This is a genomic window from Kitasatospora sp. CB01950 (genome assembly GCF_001905465.1).
GTDB lineage: Bacteria > Actinomycetota > Actinomycetes > Streptomycetales > Streptomycetaceae > Kitasatospora.
The window spans coordinates 42,049-55,592 of the sequence record NZ_LISX01000013.1 but is presented as its reverse complement, the minus strand read 5'-3'; the positions used below and the strand labels follow the sequence as shown (position 1 = coordinate 55,592).

The following is a 13,544-nucleotide window of genomic DNA, read 5'->3' as shown; positions in this document are numbered from 1 at the left end:
GGTTCAGTTCGCGACGTAGCCGTCGAGGTCGCCCGGTCCCGCCGGGGCGTCGGGGTCGCCGTGGATCAACAGGCCTCCGCCGTCGCGCAGTCTGGGCGTCAGGGTGAAGCTGACCCGGTGGGTGGTGCCGCGCGAGACGCCGGCCTCGGCGTCGGCGGAGACCGCCCAGACCCGGAACTTGCCGCCGACCTTGGCGTCGGCGCGCAGTTCGACCTCGAACTCCATCTCCACCGGGCCGACTTCGAAAACCAGGTCGGAACTGGCCCCCCTGCTGCGGGCCTTCAGCAGTTCGTCCCGCACGGCCGCCACCGCGTCAGCGAGTTCGATGTCCATGTCGCCGTCCCCTCCCCTGGTCCCTGGCGTCGCCGGACATACTAGACGAGCGGTTCCGAAGTCGGGCAGTGGTCGCGAGCAATGAGTGAGCGGGTGACGGACACCCCGGCCGGGGTACGGACGAGATGCCGTTCCGGCCCCCGCAACCAGCACGCGTGCGAGCGGCTGCAGCCGTGGCCGGCCCGGCCCGCGAGGTCGGAGCGGCGGGCAGTGTCACGGGCGCGGGCGAAGCGGATCCACCGGGCCTCGGAGTGGAACCCGAGCAGCGCCTGGGCCACGGCCGGGCGCCCCGGGCAACGACCGACCCGACCGCAGAAAATCGGAGTGCCGGACGCGAGGCCCACCGGACAGGATGCGACGATGACGAACTCACCACTGCTGCAATCCGTTTGGCGCCGCTGGGAAGGACTGGCCGGCGTCCCGGTGCACTTCCCCGCACCCGGCGGGGCCACCGTCGTGGTCTCCCCGGACTCCGGCCTCTGCCCGCCCGGCTGGGTCGGGCTGATCGCACTGGGCGGTGCGGTCCTGGCGACCGCGCCCGATGAGCGACGAGCCGCACTGGTCCGGGCCGCCCTGCGCGAGCGTCCGGCAGAACTGGCCGGCGACCCCGATCAGCTACGCCAACTCCTGCCGCTCACCGAGACGTTGGGCCCGGCCGCCCTCGCCTACCTCCCCCCGGACGGAGTCCTCCCCCAGCCACCCACCGACCTGACCGTCCATCAACTCCCGCCCACCGATGCCCGTCTCCGCGACCTCGAACGCCGCACCGGCAGAGCGGACGCCGACGAAGCCGGCCTCGACGGCCTCACCTCCCCCGCCTTCGCCGTCCTCACCGCCGACGACCGCGTCATCGCCGCCTGCGGCTACCGCGCCTGGCCCTTCGACACGGCCCACTTCGCCGTCCTCACCGACCCCGCCCACCGCAACCAGGGCCTCGCCCGCCACACCGCCACCGCCGCCGCCCACCACGCCCGATCCGCCGGCCTCCTCCCCCAATGGCGCGCCCGCATCCCCGCCTCCCAACGCGTCGCCACCCACCTCGGCTTCCACCCTCTGGGCACCCAACTCTCCGCCCAAGTCCCCTGACCTCCCAACAACGCCGACCTGCGTCCGGTGGTGGCACGGCACGTCGATCTCGTCCAGCAGCGCGCGGGCGAAGTCGCCATGGGTGACCCGGGCCGCGAAGTCGCCGGCCGCGAGGGTGTAGTGGCCGGTCGGTGCGGCGGTGTGGTCGAAGTCGCCGGCGGGGCTGACGATCAGCCAGTCCACGGGGGTGGCGGTGGCCCGGAGGGCGGCGATCGCGGTGGCGTGGGCGGCGGCGAAGGGGCGGAACTCCTGCGGAAAGCCGGGCGCGTCCATCAGCGGTGCGCCGGGGGCGAGTTCCAGCGTCGCGGCCAGGCCGACGGTGATCAGCCGCCCGACGCCGGCCCGTCCCAGCCCGTCGAGCAGGGCATGCGCGGCCGCCACGAAGAACTCCTCCGGCCGGGCGCCACCGTCGTACGCGGCTGCGATCGCCGCGTCATGCCCGGCCGCCCGGTCGGCGACGACACCCGCGTCCGTGACGTCACCGTCCACCAGGCGGACGCCCGGGCCCGCCACGTCCCGGTGCGCATCCGGGTTCCGCACCACCGCCGTGACGCGGCGCCCCCGCCGGACGGCCTCCGCGACCGCCGCCCGTCCCACTCGCCCACCCGCACCGAACACCACGATCTCGCTCACGAAGTGCCGCCGATCTCTCGAACCGTCCGTCGGCCTCTCCGCCGACCTGTCCGAAAGCTAGTCACCCCCGTGGTTACCTCCCGGATACCGCACTACCGTGGCACCGTGCGCGAACCCCTGGATCCGGAGATGTTCGACCCGGTGTGCCCGTCCGAGCTGATGCCGATCCGGATCGGCGACAAGTGGGGCGGCATGATCGTCCAGTGCCTGGAAGGCGGCCCGCGCCGCTTCTCCGAACTCCGGGTCCCGCTGCGCACCGTCACTCCGAAGGTGCTGACCGCCTCCCTCCGCGCGCTCGAACGCGACGGTTTCGTCCTCCGCACCGTCCACGCCGTCCCGGCCCGCCACGTCGAGTACGAACTGACCCCGCTCGGTCGCAGCCTCCTCGACGTCATCGCCACCGCCCGCGCCTGGGCCGAGACCCACCTGCCCGCACTCCTCGACGCCCGCGAAGCAGCCGACCGCCGCGCCTGACCTCACCGCCGCGCCGACACCAGCACCGCAGCGTGCGGCAACGCCAACTCACCCTCCACGCGCATGAATTCGCCGGTCGGCCGCTCGAACTCCCGCCGCACCCCCACCCGGACCTCCGGCGACCGGCGGCGCAGCAGTTCCCCGAGAAACGCCACCCCGCCAGCGGGGCCGCCCCACCACGCCTCGACGCTCGTCCGGTGGTCCCACCGCACCACCCGCCCGTCCACCGCGCCGAACCCACTGTCGGCGAGCAGCGCCCGGAACCCCTCCACCTCGGTGACGGCTGCCGGCGCGGCGGGCGGCGAGGGCAGGTCGGCGGGCCGGACTGCCCCGGCAGCCTCGAAGGCTCGGGCCAGCAGCGACTGCCCGGGCGGCGCGGGGGCGGCCCAGGCGGTGAGCCCGGGCCGTCCACCCGGGCGCAGCACGCGCCGCAGTTCCGCCGGCGCCACCGCCGGCCGTCCGACGTGGTGGAGCACGAAGTTCCCCATCACCACGTCGAACGCGCGCTCGGCGAACGACAGTTCGGGCAGCGCCGCGACGATGGCCTCGGGCACCATCCGCCCGGCCTCGGCCGCCACGGCCGGCTCGGCGTCCACGGCGACGACGCGCTCCGCAGGCGCGGGCACGGTGTGGGCGCACAGCCGGGCGACGCTCGCCGCGTACCCACCGGCACTCGCCGCCCAGATCCGCCGCTCCAGCGCAGCGAACGCGTCCACCCCGCGCAACGCGTCAACCACGTCCACGAACCCACCCCTCCCACGAAACGCCGCACCCGTTTGCCTAAACCATTTAGGCAAATGGATAATCACCGGGCGTACGACACGATCAAGGAGCAGGAGGCGGGTCCGGTGGCACGTGCAGGTCTGTCGGCGGAAGTGCTCACCAAGGCGGGTGCGGAGCTGGCCGACGAGGTGGGATTCGAGCAGGTCACGGTGACGGAGGTGGCGCGGCGTTTCGACGTCAAGGTCGCGAGCCTGTACTCGCACGTGAAGAGCTCACAGGACCTGAAGGTGCGAATCGCCCTGCTGGCACTGACCGAACTCGCCGACCGGGCGTCCGAAGCGATCGCGGGACGGGCGGGGCGCGACGCGCTGGCGGCGTTCGCGGAGGCGTACCGCGGCTACGCCCGCGAGCACCCGGGCCGCTACCAGGCCACCCGGCTGCGGCTCGACCCGGAGACCGCGGCCGCCAGTGCGGCGCCCCGGCACGCCCAGCTGACCAGGGCGATCCTGCGCGGCTACCACCTGCCGGAGCCCGAGCAGACGCACGCGGTGCGCCTGCTCGGCGGGGCGTTCCACGGCTACATCGAACTGGAGGCCGCCGGCGGCTTCGCCCACACGCCGGTGGACCCGCAGGCGTCCTGGGACTGGATCGTCGACTCCCTCGACGCCCTGCTCCGCGCCCGCGCCGAGCACTGACCCCAACCCCGAAGGGCCCCGGCCCGAGGCCCCCGACCTGCCGTCAGGCCCCGTCCCGCACCGGCAGCTTCCACCCGGGCCTCGGGTAGTGGCAGGTGTAGCCGTTGGGGTAGTGCTGCAGATAGTCCTGGTGTTCGGGCTCGGCCTCCCAGAAGTCGCCCACGGGCGTCACCTCGGTGACCACCTTGCCGGGCCACAGGCCGCTCGCGTCCACGTCGGCGATGGTGTCGAGCGCGGTGGCGCGCTGCTGCTCGTCGGCGTAGAAGATCGCGGAGCGGTAGCTGCTGCCGATGTCGTTGCCCTGGCGGTCCACGGTGCTCGGGTCGTGGATCTGGAAGAAGTACCCCAGCAGCGTGCGGTAGCTGATCCGCTCCGGGTCGTAGACGATCTCCAGCGCCTCGGCGTGGCCGGGGTGGTTGCGGTAGGTGGCGTGCGCGTTCTCGCCGCCGGTGTAGCCGGTGCGGGTCGACTGGACGCCGGGGAGTTTGCGGATCAGCTCCTGCATCCCCCAGAAGCACCCGCCGGCCAGGACAGCCCGGTCCGTGGTCATCTCGTTCTCACTCCTCGCGTGGGACGTCCGCACCCCTGGTGCGGTGCGTGGCCCGTCCGCCCGGCGTCGCCGGCGGGGAACCATCCCGTCCAACCTCCGCCGCCCGCCCGGTGTTCCCACCGCACCGCCCCACGTCGGCCGGCCTGTCCCTCCAGCGGCGCCCCGCGTCGGCCGGCCCCGCCACCCACGGCCCGCATCAGCCCGCCAGCCCCTCCAACACCACCGCACCGGGCAGCGCCGCAAGCGCGGCGCCGGGCAGGATCAGCTTGCCGCGCCGCCGCCCGCTGCCGATCAGCACCCACGGCGTGGCGGCGACGGCGGCGTCGATCAGCAGCGGCCAGTGCGCGGGCAGGCCGACGGGGGTGATGCCGCCGTACTCCATGCCGCTCTCGCCGACGGCGGTGTCCATCGGCGCGAACGAGGCCTTGCGCGCCCCGAGGTGGCCGCGCACCGCCTTGTTGACATCGAGCCGGGTGGTGGCGAGCACGACTCCGGCGGCGAGCGTGGTCTCGCCGCCGCGCTTGGCGGCGACCACCACGCAGTTCGCGGACGCCTCGGCGGGGACGTCGTACGCGGCGCAGAACACGGCGGTGTCGGCGAGTTCCGGGTCGGTGTCCACGTACCGCACGGCGTACGCCAGTTCGGGGTCCCACTGCTTCAGCGCGGCGGCCACCGGCCCGACCAGATCGGCGTCGACCGCCCGCCGCACCTCGGCGAAGTTCCCGAACGGCGCCGTCACCTGCGTGTCCAACGGAGTGCTCTCGTCCATGTGGCCCAGCCTAGGGCCCGTCTGCAAACCCGCGCCGCGGCCCCCCGGCGTCCGGTGCGTGCTCTCGGCGTGCCGGGTGGAAGGCCTCGTACTGGGTGCACTCGGTCTTTCGCCCGGTGCGGCGAGAGTGCGTGCTGGGCGTCGCGGGGCAGGACGAAGGCGGCGCTCGACAATGCCGGCGAAGGGAACCTCGCGCCACTGGGGATCTCAGGGTGTAGCCAGTACCACCCTCAAGACGGAAGCCTGCATGATCGAGCGTCAGGGCGGGGCCGGGCAGGATCGTGCCTGTGAACACCACCTCGAACCGCAAGCGCCGTATCGGCGCTGTCGCCATCCTGGGCCTCGCCGCATCAATGGCCGCGACCGGCACCGGGTTCGCCGCCACGACCCCGCCCTCCACCGTGCACGCGACCGCCGCCACAGCTGCCGCCGCGCCCCCGCGGTCCTTCCAAGGCACGCTCCCCGCGCCGACCGGCCCCTACGCCGCCGGCGAGGACGTCATCCACCTCACCGACGCGAGCCGTCTCGACCCGTGGGTGCCGTCATCCGGCCCCCGCCAACTGGCCGTCACGATGGTCTACCCGGCCGTCCCCGGGACCGGGACTCCGGCCCCCTACATGACCCTCGCCGAGGCAGCCGGAATCATCCAGCGCCGGAAGCTGCCGGCGAGCTCCGGCATCACCCCACAGACCCTTTCCGGCGTCACCACCCACGCCTTCGACGGCGCGCGGCCGCAGCGCGGCAAGTATCCGCTGGTGGTCCTCTCACCCGCGTCCGAGAACCCGCGCATCACGCTCACCTCGCTCGCGACCGACCTGGCCAGTCACGGCTACGTCGTCGCGCTCGTCGGCGACACCTACGCGGACAGCGGCGAGACGCTGGCGGACGGCCGGACGCCGCCGTGCGCGATCTGCGGTGACCCGGCGCGGATCGACTCCATCCCCGCCAGCCGCGCGCTGGACGTGTCCTTCGTGATCGACCAGTTGACGCACGGCACTACCGCGTGGCACCTGGCACACCTCATCGACAAGCACGAGATCGGCATGGCCGGACACTCCATCGGCGGAGCGGCGGCCTCCGCCACGATGATCTCCGACCCGCGAGTACGGGCCGGCGTGAACATGGACGGCGCCTTCAAGCCGGCCCCGACGCCCGGCCGGATCAACCGGCCGTTCCTCATGCTGGGCACGGCCGAGAACCACCCGGTCGACGGCCAGGACACCACGTGGGGGCAGGCCTGGCCCGCCCTCGGCGGCTACAAGAAGTGGCTGACGGTCGCCGGCGCCGACCACTTCAGCTTCGCCGACCAGGACCTGCTTCTCGAGGAGGCCGGGTTCCCGACCTCGCCGCTCCCCCCGGAACGCGGGATGATGATCACCCGCGCGTACGTGACAGCGTTCTTCGACCAGACGCTGAAGGAAATCCACCGTCCGCTGCTGGACGGCCCCTCGCCGAACAATCCGGAAGTGCTCTTCGAGTACTAACCGCAGCGCCGCGTTGATCCTTCGGGGATTCATGCGGCTCTGAGTGGGCTGCCGTCGGCCTCTGTCTCGGCGACCCCGCCGGCTGACCGGCACCCCCGAAGGATCAACGCGGCGCTGCACCCGAACCGCCAGGGGTGGCCCGTTGGGGTGAGCAGCTGTGCGCCGCCGGTGTCGCAGGCAGCGTGCCCGGGCCCGCGTCCTAGCCTCGTCGGAGGCCCCGGCCGGGGGCCGAGGTGGTGTCGAGCCGGGCGGAGTGACATGGCGAGTGGAATCCCCCCGCAGGTGCACGCCCCGCAGGCCCGCGCGGGGCAGGTGCTGCGCCGGTGGAAGCTGTGGCTGATCCCGGGGGTGCTGAGTGCGCTGGTGGCGCTGGTGCTGTCGCTGCTGTACATGGGCGGCATCCTGACCCCGCAGGACGATCTGCACCGGATGCCGATCGCGCTGGTGGACGCGGACGCCGGCCCGCCGCTGCCGGGGCAGTCCGCGCCGCTGGGCGCGCAGGTGACGGACGCGGTGGCGGCGGGGACGCCGCCGGGCCAGGTGCAGTGGCGACGGGTGTCGCGCGCGGAGGCGCAGGAGCAGCTGGCGTCGGGCCGGGTGTACGGGGCGCTGGTGGTCCCGGAGGACTTCTCCCGCACGGTGGCGGGCCTGGTGTCCGATCAGTCCTCGGCGCGTCCGGTCCTGTTGACGCTGACCAACCCGGGCGTGGGTTCGCTGGCGTCCTCGCTGGCGTCCCAGATCACCCAGCAGGCGGCGCACCGCTCCTCGCTGGCGATCGGCCAACAGCTGACGTCGGCGGCGCCGAACGCCTCGGCGACCGCGAAGCTGCTGCTGGCGGACCCGGCGGACGTGCAGGTGCAGCAGGGGCATCCGATCGCCCGGCACACGGGGTTGGGCCTGAGCGCGTTCTACTACACGCTGCTGCTGGTGCTGGCCGGGTTCCTGAGCGCCAACCTGGTGCACAACGGGGTGGACACCGCGCTCGGCTACGCGGACAGCGAGATCGGCCCGTGGCACACCCGCAGGCCGACGGTGCCGATCAACCGCACCCAGACGCTGATCGTGAAGATGGAGATGACGGCGGGCCTGTCCGCCGTCACCACCACGATGATCATGGTGGCGACGATCGGCATCCTCGGCATGGACGCCCCGCACCTGCCGCTGCTCTGGCTGTTCTCGTTCGCCGCCTGCGCGACGGTGGGACTCGGCGCGCAGGCGATCAACGCGGCCTTCGGCTCCCTCGGCCAGTTGGTCGCGATGTTCGTCTTCATCGCGCTGGCCCTGCCGTCCTCCGGCGCGACGATCCCGCTCCAGGCCACCCCGTCCTTCTACCGTTTCCTCGGCGCGTTCGAGCCGATGCGGCAGGTCGCGGGCGGGGTGCGGGCGATCCTGTACTTCGACGCGCAGGCGGACGCGGGGCTGACCCGGGCCTGGGTGATGATCGGGGTAGGGTTCGTGGTGGCGCTGGCCTTCGGCTTCGCGATGACGACCTACTACGACCGCAAGGGCCTCCACCGCATGGTCCCGGCCCCCTCCTGACGGGCCGGCCTGGCCACTCCTGACGGGCCGGACGGCCCCCTTCTGACGGGCCGGCCGGGTCACTCGGGCAGCGCGGCCTTCCACCCCCAGGACTCGCGCCGGGCCAGGCCCGGCAGTTCGCCGCGCCCGGTGCACCACAGCAGCACCGCCACCGGGTCGCCGTCCGGCGCGTCGGGGAACAGCCGGGCCAGCACGGCGGCGTACAGGGCGGGCGGCGGCGTCCGGTCGAGGCCGAGGCCTGCGACGATGTCGTGGGTGTGCAGCAGGATCTCGGCGACGCCCATCGCGGCGAAGCCGCCGGGGTCGGTCGGGCCCCAGTGCCAGGCCCGCAGCGCGGGATCGGCGGCGGCCAGCGCGACGGCCAGCAACTCGCCGCAGGCGAGGGCGATCTGCAGGGTGGTGGTGGGGTCGACACCCGGACGGACCGTCAGGTCGAACGGCAGGTAGCGGTCGTCGGGACGGGCCGCCAGCTGGCCGGCGTAGGCGAGCAGGTCGTGGCCGATGTGCGCCAGCGTCTCCTGGCACGACCACTCCAGCCCGCCGGCCGGCCCGCTCCAGTCGGCGTCCAGGTGCGGGGCGAGGGTGAGTCGCAGCTCCGCGAGGGCTGCGCGCAGATCCCGATGGTCCATCGGTCCATCCTCGCACCCGCACCTCAAGTCGCCTACAGGTAGGGGCGGGTGATCAGTTCCAGGAAGTGGCCGGCCGGGTCGAGCAGGTACACGCCGCGTCCGCCGTGGCCGGCGTTGGTCTCGCCGGGCAGCTGCATCTGCGGGTCGGCCCAGTGCGGGATCTCGCGCTCGCACAGCAGCGCGTAGGCGCGGTCGAAGTGCTCGTCGTCGACCAGGAAGGCGTAGTGCTGGCGCTGGATCTCCACCGGCGGCTCGGCGAACTGCAGCAGCACGCCGTCGGCCAGCGTCAGGTTGGCGAACGGGCCCCAGGAGGGCGCCTGTTCGGCCTCCAGCAGCTCACGGTAGAAGTCTGCGGAGACGGCGCGGTCGATGGACGCGATGATGGTGTGGTTGAAGGCAGCAGGCATGGCTCTGGATGAACCTCGTTCCGGTTTCGGGGAGTTGACGCAGGGCTCAGTTCCGGGAGGCAGTGCTCCCGGGACCGGGCGGTCCCCGAACCGGCGGGCGCCCCGAAGGCACCCGGGGCGGCCTCAGCCGCCCACCGGGTCACCGATCCGTGCATGGCCCATGGCCGTTCCGGTGTTCACGCGCACACCGTACGCAACACCCGACCCCGACGGCAACGGATTATTCACGCCCTGCCGGAAGCCCTGCCGAAAGCCCTGCCGAAACCCACAGGCACCGGCCCGCCCGCCGGACGTAGCCTCACCCTCATGGCTGACGAATGCTTCACCCATCCTCGGCTGGCCCCGCTCTACGACGCCCTCGACGCGGACCGCTCCGATCTGATCCCCTACCTGGCCCTGGTCGACGAGCTCGGCGCGCGCAGCGTCCTCGATCTCGGCTGCGGCACCGGCGTGTTCGCGCTGCTGCTGGCCGAGCGCGGCATCGAGGTGACGGGGGCGGACCCGGCGGCGGCGTCCGTCGAGGTGGCGGCGGCCAAACCGGGCGGCGACGCCGTCCGCTGGATCACCGGCGACGCGACCACCCTGCCGCCGCTCCGGGTGGACGTGGTCACCATGACGGCCAACGCCGCCCAGTCGATCACCGACCCGGCCGACTGGCGCGCCACCCTGCGCGCCGTCCACGACGCGCTGCGGCCCGGCGGCCACCTGGTGTTCGAGACCCGCGACCCGTCCCTCCGCGCCTGGGAGACCTGGACCCGCGAGGCCTCCCACCGCGTCGACGAGGTGCCGGACGTCGGCCCGGTGGAAACCTGGGTGGACCTGCTGGACGTCGACGGCCCGCTGGTAACGTTCCGTTGGCACTACGTCTTCGCCTCGGACGGCGAGCACCTCACCTCCGACTCCACCCTGCGCTTCCGCGACCGCGCCGAGATTACGGCCGACCTCCGCACCGCCGGCTTCGACCTCCGCGAAGTCCGCGACGCCCCCGACCGCCCCGGCCGCGAACTCGTCTTCCTGGCCCGCCGCCCCTGACGGTCCGTCACCCACCCACCCCACGGACCCTCCGTTCCCGGCTCTGCACCGACCCCGTGACGCCGCGGCCGCGTGCTCGGGTCAGCGGGCGGCGAAGGCGGCAGCGTTCTCCGTCGCCCACTGTCGGAAGCAGCGCTCGGGCGTGCCGAGCAGCGCCCGGGTGGTGTCGCCGACCGTCGCCGGGCCGTCGCACGCGGCGGCCCACAGTGCGAGCAGCGCACCGACCACCGCCGGCGGCACGAAGCGGCTCATCTGCTGCTCGGCCTCGGCGTGGCTGATCGTCTCGACGGCGATATCCGCGATGTTCTCCGGGTGGATGGGTGCCACCTGCGCCTCGGGGTAGGCGAGTTGGACGGTCGGCGCGGCGGGTTCTGCGCCGGCGGCGCGGATCGGCAGGCCCTGGGCGTGCAGGCGGTTGGTCACGGTGCCCACGTCCTGGAGGGCACCCGCGACCCGGAGCACGAGGTCACCGTCGGCGCCCTCGCCGAACTCCTCGGTGCCGACCCCCCGGTCGCGAGCCGGATGGTCACCGACACCGTCAAGGTCGGCTACCTGCTCCGCGCCGCCTCGCAGCACGACGGCCGCCGCACCGTGCGGCACCTCGGCCCGGCCGGCAGCGCGCTGATGGCCCACGTCCGCCGCCACCGGCGCGCCGCGTTCGAGTGCATCACCGCCGACTGGGACGAGCGCGAGCGCCCAGAGCCGGCCCGGCTGATGCTCAAGTACGTCGAATCGCTCGGCCGGTCGCACGCGGGCAGGCAGGCAGGCAGGCAGGCAGTCCGGAGTCTGACGTCAGTCCGGTTCGAATCCGGCCGCGCGCAGTTTCCGCCGGATCAGCGCGGTGAGCCTGGTCCATCCGGGCCGGTCGTCCTCGCCATGGCGGGTGAGCAGGTCGCGGCGGGTGGCGGCGTCGTCCTGGTCCTGGAGGCCCGTCAGGGTCGGCAGCAGGGAGGGGTCGTCGAGGAAGTGGCGGGCCACCTCCTCGGCGAGCTCCTCGATCCGGGGGTCGTCGGCGGCCCAGTTCCCGGCGCTCCAGGTGAGTTTGATCAGGGCGACGTGCCGGGGGTCGTCGAGGCCGTGCTCGATCTGGGCGAGGTACTCGTCGAAGCCGTCCGGCATCATCGTCCGGACCAGGACGAGTCCTTCGCGGGCGGTGGTGACGTCCGCGGCGGAGAAGCCGAGGCCGGGCATCCGGTCGAGGATCGCGCAGGCCCGGTCGGGCAGCAGCAGCCGGTCGCCGGTGGCGAGTCGGCGCAGCGTGGCGCGGCGGGCGGCGAGTTCCTCGATGCGCCGGGTGAGGTTCTCCTCGACCTGGTCGAGCGCGGCGGTGAAGTCCTGGCCCTCGGCGTTCAGGATCGGCCCGATCCCGGCGAGCGGTACGCCCGCTGCGGCGAGGGTGCGGACCTGGACCAGGCGCAGCAGGTCGGCGGTGTCGTAGCGGCGGTAGCCGGAGTTGTCGCGGCGGGGTTCCTCGATCAGGCCGCTGCGGTGGTAGACCCGGACGGTCTTCACCGTGATGCCGGCGAACGCGGCGGCCCGACCGATGGTGATGCCGTCTGTCATACCGTCAGAGAACCTCACTGCGCGGTGTCCTGGCAAACCTCCCGGACGGCGGTGGCGATGGCGCGGAAGTCCTTGCGCACGATGGTGGTGTGCTTGCTCGGGACGGTGGCACCGACCGTCACGTGCGGGTTGCGGGCGAGGATCGGGTCGAGGGTGGCGCGCATCGCGGTCAGTCCTTCCTCGGTGCCGCCGAGGCTGGCGCCGGTGGCGACCAGGAACCGCATCGGGAAGGTCACCAGGTCGAACACCGGGTCGCTGTCGGCGACGATCTCGTTGAGTTCGATGTTGATCTCGGCGTGCTGCGCGGCGGACATCCGGGCGGCCATGCCCAGCGGCCGCACCAGCGGCATGAGCCATCCGAACTTCCGGAACATGGTGCGGATCTGCTCGCGTCCGGCGTCCCGGCCGCCCTCGACGGCGGCCAGGTAGTCCCAGGGGTAGCCGCCGTCGACCATCACCGCGCCGGCCGTCCGCTCGAGGTTGCGGGTGCTCCAGTGCAGGGCGAGCGCCGCGCCGTAGGACCAGCCGACCAGCAGCGGGCGTTGCACGCCGGTGGCGTCGAGCACGGCGTCGATGTCGCGCAGGCACGCCTCGAAGGAGTAGTCGGCGGACGTCTTCGAGCGGCCGCGGGCGCGCTCGTCGAAGGTGATGTGCCGGTAGCCGTCGCCGAGTTCGGCGATCACGTGCCGCCAGTTCCGCTGCGTCGCATAGGAGCCGTTGAGGTAGAGCACGGGCTGCCCGGCGCCGCCGGTGTCGGTGACGGCCAGCGCCGTGTCCTCCACCGCGATCAGTCCGGTCCGGGCAGTCGTCGCGTTCGCGTTCTTCGTCATGCCGTCAGCCTGGAGCTTGACCTCGGGTCAAGGTCAAGCCCGGGCGTCCGCCCACCAACCGGCGACCGCGGGCGGCACGTTGTCGAGCCGCTGCCAGGCCGCGTCGAGCCGGGCCGGTCGGCCGGCCGCGGCGATGCCGCACAGCCCGGCGACCCTGCCGTCGCGCAGGTGGAGCACCACGGCACCCCGCACCCGGCCGTCGACCTGGGCGAGCACCGCGGGGCGCCGTTGACCTCGGCGATGTGCAGCACGGGGGTGCCGCCGGACAGCCGGATCTTGGCGGGGGTGGGCCGGAAGCCGGCCCACATGGTGGCGGCGATCCGTTCGGGGCCGGTGAGCCGCAGCAGCCGCCTGGCCAGCCCGGCGCCGTCGGAGACCGCGGTGGCGTCGGCGGTGAGCATCGCCACCAACTGGTCCACCTGCCCGGAGGTGGCGTGCCTCATGGGGTGCTGCTGTCTGGTTCGCGTGCCCTCCGAACGGGACAGCGCACCGATTGCTGACAGCACCCGCGCATGACGCGCGTCACCGCGTCGGCGCGTCGATCCGCTGCTGCGGGCCGGCCGTCGCGGACCGGCCCGCGAGCAGGGCGAGCGCGTCGTCGGCGGCGCTGCCGGGGGCCGCGCTGTAGACGACCACGCTCAGCCCGTTCTCGCCCGGCAGCCGCCTGCTCTCGTGGTCGAGTTCGAGCTCGCCCACCGCCGGATGCCGGAAGCGCTTGACGCCGGTGCGGAACACGTGCACGTCCCGGGCGGCCCACAGGGTGCGGAACTCCTCGCTGCGGGTGGACAGTTCGCCGA

17 protein-coding genes and 2 pseudogenes are annotated in these 13,544 nt (G+C 73.4%); 6 read left to right on the top strand and 13 right to left on the bottom strand.

Going from position 1 to position 13,544, the window contains the following annotated elements; genetic code table 11:
- Positions 1-3: 3 nt before the first annotated feature.
- Both AMK19_RS27030 and AMK19_RS38710 read right to left on the bottom strand, forming a co-directional pair.
- Positions 4-333 carry a trypco2 family protein gene (locus AMK19_RS27030; protein WP_073816180.1) on the bottom strand — a complete coding sequence of 110 codons (330 nt, stop codon included), beginning with the start codon at positions 331-333 and terminating at the stop codon, positions 4-6.
- An 83-nt stretch (positions 334-416) separates the two neighbouring features.
- Positions 417-614 (bottom strand): annotated as a pseudogene (locus AMK19_RS38710) (hypothetical protein); the annotation flags it as partial.
- Positions 615-693: 79 nt separating this feature from the next.
- Here AMK19_RS38710 and AMK19_RS27025 point away from each other — a divergent pair.
- Positions 694-1,419, top strand: coding sequence for a GNAT family N-acetyltransferase (locus AMK19_RS27025; RefSeq protein WP_073816354.1), 726 nt, complete (start codon positions 694-696; stop codon positions 1,417-1,419).
- A 54-nt stretch (positions 1,420-1,473) separates the two neighbouring features.
- On the opposite strand, the pseudogene AMK19_RS34610 reads toward AMK19_RS27025, so the two are convergent.
- Positions 1,474-2,037 (bottom strand): annotated as a pseudogene (locus tag AMK19_RS34610) (NAD(P)-dependent oxidoreductase); the annotation flags it as partial.
- 120 nt (positions 2,038-2,157) lie between these two features.
- On the opposite strand from AMK19_RS34610, the gene AMK19_RS27015 reads away from it, so the two are divergent.
- Entirely contained in the window at positions 2,158-2,526 is a 369-nt protein-coding gene (locus AMK19_RS27015) for a winged helix-turn-helix transcriptional regulator (protein ID WP_073816177.1), read from the top strand.
- Between the two features lie 2 nt (positions 2,527-2,528).
- Here the strand turns inward: AMK19_RS27015 and AMK19_RS27010 are convergent, their stop codons facing one another.
- Positions 2,529-3,269, bottom strand: coding sequence for a class I SAM-dependent methyltransferase (locus AMK19_RS27010; protein WP_143200417.1), 741 nt, complete (start codon positions 3,267-3,269; stop codon positions 2,529-2,531).
- A 105-nt stretch (positions 3,270-3,374) separates the two neighbouring features.
- On the opposite strand from AMK19_RS27010, the gene AMK19_RS27005 reads away from it, so the two are divergent.
- The gene (locus tag AMK19_RS27005) at positions 3,375-3,944 is read left to right on the top strand and encodes a TetR/AcrR family transcriptional regulator (protein WP_073816352.1); all 570 of its coding nucleotides are present in this window, start codon (positions 3,375-3,377) and stop codon (positions 3,942-3,944) included.
- Positions 3,945-3,987: 43 nt separating this feature from the next.
- Here the strand turns inward: AMK19_RS27005 and msrA are convergent, their stop codons facing one another.
- Together msrA and AMK19_RS26995 are read right to left on the bottom strand one after the other, a co-directional pair.
- Positions 3,988-4,494, bottom strand: coding sequence for a peptide-methionine (S)-S-oxide reductase MsrA (gene msrA / locus AMK19_RS27000; RefSeq protein ID WP_073816174.1), 507 nt, complete (start codon positions 4,492-4,494; stop codon positions 3,988-3,990).
- Positions 4,495-4,690: 196 nt separating this feature from the next.
- Positions 4,691-5,263, bottom strand: a complete 573-nt coding sequence (locus AMK19_RS26995) for a YbaK/EbsC family protein (protein ID WP_073816172.1) — start codon at positions 5,261-5,263, stop codon at positions 4,691-4,693.
- A gap of 287 nt (positions 5,264-5,550) precedes the next feature.
- On the opposite strand from AMK19_RS26995, the gene AMK19_RS26985 reads away from it, so the two are divergent.
- Positions 5,551-6,747: an alpha/beta hydrolase family protein gene (locus AMK19_RS26985; RefSeq protein ID WP_241844608.1), complete on the top strand. Its 1,197-nt coding sequence runs from the start codon at positions 5,551-5,553 to the stop codon at positions 6,745-6,747.
- Positions 6,748-7,005: 258 nt separating this feature from the next.
- Complete coding sequence (locus tag AMK19_RS26980; protein WP_073816169.1) at positions 7,006-8,286, top strand: YhgE/Pip domain-containing protein; 1,281 nt, start codon at positions 7,006-7,008, stop codon at positions 8,284-8,286.
- Positions 8,287-8,345: 59 nt separating this feature from the next.
- Here the strand turns inward: AMK19_RS26980 and AMK19_RS26975 are convergent, their stop codons facing one another.
- Both AMK19_RS26975 and AMK19_RS26970 read right to left on the bottom strand, forming a co-directional pair.
- Positions 8,346-8,915 (bottom strand): maleylpyruvate isomerase N-terminal domain-containing protein, encoded by a 570-nt coding sequence (locus AMK19_RS26975; RefSeq protein WP_073816168.1) that lies wholly within the window; start codon positions 8,913-8,915, stop codon positions 8,346-8,348.
- A 32-nt stretch (positions 8,916-8,947) separates the two neighbouring features.
- Positions 8,948-9,322, bottom strand: a complete 375-nt coding sequence (locus AMK19_RS26970; protein ID WP_073816166.1) for a VOC family protein — start codon at positions 9,320-9,322, stop codon at positions 8,948-8,950.
- A 306-nt stretch (positions 9,323-9,628) separates the two neighbouring features.
- On the opposite strand from AMK19_RS26970, the gene AMK19_RS26965 reads away from it, so the two are divergent.
- Complete coding sequence (locus AMK19_RS26965) at positions 9,629-10,354, top strand: class I SAM-dependent methyltransferase (protein WP_073816164.1); 726 nt, start codon at positions 9,629-9,631, stop codon at positions 10,352-10,354.
- A gap of 81 nt (positions 10,355-10,435) precedes the next feature.
- Here the strand turns inward: AMK19_RS26965 and AMK19_RS26960 are convergent, their stop codons facing one another.
- The 5 genes from AMK19_RS26960 to AMK19_RS38705 all read right to left on the bottom strand — a co-directional run bounded on the left by AMK19_RS26960 (position 10,436) and on the right by AMK19_RS38705 (position 13,536).
- Positions 10,436-10,987 carry a hypothetical protein gene (locus tag AMK19_RS26960; RefSeq protein WP_143200416.1) on the bottom strand — a complete coding sequence of 184 codons (552 nt, stop codon included), beginning with the start codon at positions 10,985-10,987 and terminating at the stop codon, positions 10,436-10,438.
- A 159-nt stretch (positions 10,988-11,146) separates the two neighbouring features.
- The gene (locus AMK19_RS26955) at positions 11,147-11,917 is read right to left on the bottom strand and encodes a MerR family transcriptional regulator (RefSeq protein ID WP_073816161.1); all 771 of its coding nucleotides are present in this window, start codon (positions 11,915-11,917) and stop codon (positions 11,147-11,149) included.
- Between the two features lie 14 nt (positions 11,918-11,931).
- Complete coding sequence (locus AMK19_RS26950) at positions 11,932-12,747, bottom strand: alpha/beta fold hydrolase (RefSeq protein ID WP_073816160.1); 816 nt, start codon at positions 12,745-12,747, stop codon at positions 11,932-11,934.
- 33 nt (positions 12,748-12,780) lie between these two features.
- A complete protein-coding gene (locus AMK19_RS38485) occupies positions 12,781-12,963 on the bottom strand; it encodes a hypothetical protein (RefSeq protein ID WP_073816158.1) in 183 nt (60 codons plus the stop codon).
- 306 nt (positions 12,964-13,269) lie between these two features.
- Positions 13,270-13,536, bottom strand: a complete 267-nt coding sequence (locus AMK19_RS38705; protein WP_443135046.1) for an MmyB family transcriptional regulator — start codon at positions 13,534-13,536, stop codon at positions 13,270-13,272.
- Between the last annotated feature and the right edge of the window lie 8 nt (positions 13,537-13,544).

What these genes read in the sequence shown, in the direction of transcription:
- AMK19_RS27030 (WP_073816180.1), bottom strand. Translation starts at nt 333, where the DNA reads ATGGACATCGAACTCGCTGACGCGGTGGCGGCCGTGCGGGACGAACTG.
- AMK19_RS27025 (WP_073816354.1), top strand. Translation starts at nt 694, where the DNA reads ATGACGAACTCACCACTGCTGCAATCCGTTTGGCGCCGCTGGGAAGGA.
- msrA (WP_073816174.1), bottom strand. Translation starts at nt 4,494, where the DNA reads ATGACCACGGACCGGGCTGTCCTGGCCGGCGGGTGCTTCTGGGGGATG.
- AMK19_RS26995 (WP_073816172.1), bottom strand. Translation starts at nt 5,263, where the DNA reads ATGGACGAGAGCACTCCGTTGGACACGCAGGTGACGGCGCCGTTCGGG.
- AMK19_RS26980 (WP_073816169.1), top strand. Translation starts at nt 7,006, where the DNA reads ATGGCGAGTGGAATCCCCCCGCAGGTGCACGCCCCGCAGGCCCGCGCG.
- AMK19_RS26975 (WP_073816168.1), bottom strand. Translation starts at nt 8,915, where the DNA reads ATGGACCATCGGGATCTGCGCGCAGCCCTCGCGGAGCTGCGACTCACC.
- AMK19_RS26970 (WP_073816166.1), bottom strand. Translation starts at nt 9,322, where the DNA reads ATGCCTGCTGCCTTCAACCACACCATCATCGCGTCCATCGACCGCGCC.
- AMK19_RS26965 (WP_073816164.1), top strand. Translation starts at nt 9,629, where the DNA reads ATGGCTGACGAATGCTTCACCCATCCTCGGCTGGCCCCGCTCTACGAC.
- AMK19_RS26955 (WP_073816161.1), bottom strand. Translation starts at nt 11,917, where the DNA reads ATGACAGACGGCATCACCATCGGTCGGGCCGCCGCGTTCGCCGGCATC.
- AMK19_RS26950 (WP_073816160.1), bottom strand. Translation starts at nt 12,747, where the DNA reads ATGACGAAGAACGCGAACGCGACGACTGCCCGGACCGGACTGATCGCG.